Raw genomic sequence first — 3484 nt, 5'->3', positions numbered from 1 at the left:
AAAACATTTGTTGCTGACGCTGCGCTTTCGCACAGATAAAACATTTGTTGCTGACGCTGCGCTTTCGCACAGATAAAACATTTGTTGCTGACGCTTCGCTTTCGCACAGATAAAACATTTGCCGCTGACGCTTCGCTTTCGCGCAGAGCAGAGCTTCCTGGGGGCGTTCGATGAGCCGCTTTTGTTGCTGTCGCTGCGCTTTCGCACAGATAAAATCCTATTGCTGTCGCTTCGCTTTCGCACAGACAAAACCCAGTTGCTGCCGCTACGTTAGCACTACGCTTTCGCACAGAAAACATCCGCTTCGCTGCAGGGTCTCGGGCCAACAGATGTTTTTTGCGCGAAAGCGAAGCGGCAGCAGCACCGATGTTGGTCACGAAGGCGTTATCACAGGACGTGATGATTTTAGCTTTCGTTCCTCTATTGCTGATCCCCGAGGAGTCGCCCAGCCTCCACTCCAATCAACTTATGAATGGCATACGTTTTAAATAAATGTCATCCTCAACTTTTGGTGATGAACCTGTTTTTCAGCACTTTACAATTTATGATGGCATATAATATTTAAAGCGTTTAGCGTTTTTTGTATAAAAAGTTATGTTATATTAATGAATAGATATTAGATGAAAGGGACGTTAAAAATGATTGTAAAAACGCAAGAAGAGATTGAAGCCTTTAAAAAAATTGGCCGTATTTGTGCTGAAATTCGTGAAGCAATGAAGGCTGCTACAAAACCAGGTGTAACAACACTTGAATTAGATGAAATTGCAGGTCGTATGTTTGCTGAAGCAGGAGCGATTTCTGGACCTAAAGGGGAATATGATTTCCCAGGATACACATGTATTAGTGTAAATGAGGAAGTCGCACATGGTATTCCAGGTAAACGTGTGATTAACGAGGGAGATATCGTAAATATAGACGTATCAGGGTCACTTAATGGCTACTTTGCTGATACGGGCATTTCATTTGTAGTTGGTGATGGCTATGAGGATAAAGAAAAGTTATGTCGCGTAGCTAAAAGTGCTTTCGACCGTGCGATGACAAAAGTAAAAGCTGGATCAAAATTAAACCAAATCGGTAAAGCTGTTGAGCGTGAAGCATATGCCAATGATTTAACAGTGATTATGAACCTAACAGGTCATGGTTTAGGTCGTTCTTTACATGATGAGCCAAATCATATTTTAAACTACTATGATGCTTGGGATTCTACAATTATGAAAGAGGGCATGGTGCTTGCAGTCGAGCCATTTATCTCAGCAAAAGCGGAGCATATTGTAGAGTCTGGTGATGGCTGGACATTCGTTACGCCAGACAAATCATTAGTTGCTCAAATCGAGCATTCAATTATCGTTACTAAAGACAAACCAATTATTTTAACTTCTCTAGATGAACAATAAAAAAGCTAAAAATCCTGCTAACCAATTTATTTTTGGTAGGCAGGATTTTTTTTAATAAATAATATACCGACAAGTAGCACTCCACATAAAAACAAGGCTGCCGTTGTCACAAGTAGCTCATCAAAACCATTATGTAATGCTACCCCAATATAGGACCAGATAAATACACTTGGATAGATAATATCAAAATAATGGAATCGGATATGTAGCGCTATTGCTACCCCAAGTGTCAGTGAAATAACTGCCCAAAGTGGATTACTAAGGCCAAAACCATTCCATTGATAAGATGTTAGCGTTAAGCTTATATTTGTCATCAGGCTAAATGTAATCCATGCGAAGTAAATCGAGAAGGGTATACGACCTGAGAGTGAATTATTGCTGAGAGGGTACGTTTTGTACAATTTTAATAAATACAGTACTAAAATGAACGTACTGACAATTGACACGATATATAGTTCGTGATGCCAAACAACAATCGCTAACGCCTGCATGATACATATGCTACTAAAGAGAACAGTCTGTTTCATAGTTGTCTTTTTTAGATTCATGACTAACCAATAACCAAGTAACATGTAAACCCCAATCCAAATCACATAACTAACATTAAAAGGTGCAAATATTACAGGAAAACGATTTGAAATCTCTAAAGAAGATTGACCGTTTATTTTCATGAAATAGGATGAAAAGGTTAGGATGAGTGAGACAATATAAGTGATTGTCATCAAAAAAAATCGAGGCATGTTTTCCTCTCCCTTCGTGTTAAATTGTATAGGGAAAAGACAAATAAGTATAGGACTGTAACATTATATTTCATTATAACGGAAATTTCCAACAATGTATTGCGTTGTTTCGTTAAAAATATCTACAATTTACCATTTGAATAGGCAGTCATATATTTCTTTAGTACAATAAGAATATTCAAATGTAAGGAGTGAAGTTTTAATGACTCAAAATTTAAATGATCTAGATTTATCAGTTAAACTGGATAAGAAAATGTATAAAAAGAAATTAAAAGTACTCCAATATGAAATGTTAAATGCTCAACAGTTTTTATTAAACAATAAAATTGGGCTAATTTTAGTATTTGAAGGTATGGATGCTGCTGGTAAGGGTGGCGCTATTAAGCGTCTAATTGAACGTGTTGATCCACGTGGCTATGTCGTACACCCAATTTCAGCACCTCAGCCTCATGAACTGCGCTACAATTATTTACAACGCTTTTGGAGAAAGTTGCCACAGCATGGACAAATCTCTATTTTTGATCGCTCATGGTATGGTCGTGTATTAGTTGAGCGTATTGAAGGATTTGCAACAACAGAAGAGTGGTCTCGTGCATACGAAGAAATTAATAATTTTGAAAAGATTTTAACATCAGGAGATTATATTGTTATTAAGTTTTGGCTTCAAGTATCTGATGAGGAGCAGCTTAATCGTTTCAAAGAACGCGAAGAGGATCCATATAAGTCTTGGAAGCTAACAGATGAAGACTGGCGAAATCGTGAAAAATCACCTCAGTATATAGAAGCTGCGAATGAAATGTTTGAGAAGACCGATAAGAAAAGTGCGCCATGGGTTCTAGTACCAGGTGACGATAAACAATATGCTCGTGTACAGGTGTTGCAAGAAACATTAGCACATATTGAACGTGAGGCAAAAAAACGTGGCCTTCATTTAACGAATGTATTAGGCAAAGCACATTTAGAAGATGCTGAATCATCTAGCCTTGAATTACTAGAAGAGAAGCCTAAAAAACAAAAACCAAAACAAAAACAAAAAATGAAATAATGTTATGGATGCTGTAACAACAAGACGATATGTTTTAGTTGTAGCAGCATCTTTTTTTACATACAATAAAGTAAAACTTCAATCAGTGGGTGTTTTTCCCACTGATTGTTAGTTGAACCAATCGGGCTATTACGGTCAGTTAATCGTCTACTATGTCACAGAATCTCATTTAAAAGTTGGGAAAGACATTTACTGACCGTTAAAGCGGGGTAAAGTAAAACTTCAATCAGTGGGTGTTTTTCCCACTGATTGTTAGTTGAACCAATCGGGCTATTACGGTCAGTTAATCGTCTACTATGTCACAG

The 3484-nt window shown here is 37.6% G+C and carries 4 protein-coding genes; 2 read left to right on the top strand and 2 right to left on the bottom strand.

The features are described 5' to 3' along the window. On the bottom strand, window positions 1–290 hold a 290-nt coding region (locus ABH968_RS27635), incomplete at its 3' end, for a hypothetical protein (protein ID WP_370049204.1). Window positions 291–638: 348 nt separating this feature from the next. On the opposite strand from ABH968_RS27635, the gene map reads away from it, so the two are divergent. Further along, a complete protein-coding gene (map, locus tag ABH968_RS27630; protein ID WP_370049202.1) occupies window positions 639–1394 on the top strand; it encodes a type I methionyl aminopeptidase in 756 nt (251 codons plus the stop codon). A gap of 26 nt (window positions 1395–1420) precedes the next feature. On the opposite strand, the gene ABH968_RS27625 is transcribed toward map, so the two are convergent. Then, window positions 1421–2134, bottom strand: a complete 714-nt coding sequence (locus ABH968_RS27625; protein ID WP_370049200.1) for a hypothetical protein — start codon at window positions 2132–2134, stop codon at window positions 1421–1423. Between the two features lie 202 nt (window positions 2135–2336). Between ABH968_RS27625 and ABH968_RS27620 the strand changes: the two genes are divergently transcribed. Further along, window positions 2337–3179, top strand: a complete 843-nt coding sequence (locus ABH968_RS27620; RefSeq protein ID WP_370049198.1) for a polyphosphate kinase 2 family protein — start codon at window positions 2337–2339, stop codon at window positions 3177–3179. Window positions 3180–3484 lie beyond the last annotated feature (305 nt).

Source organism: Lysinibacillus sp. RC79, assembly GCF_041262405.1.
Lineage (GTDB): Bacteria > Bacillota > Bacilli > Bacillales_A > Planococcaceae > Lysinibacillus.
This window is presented reverse-complemented; position numbering and strand designations above follow the sequence as displayed.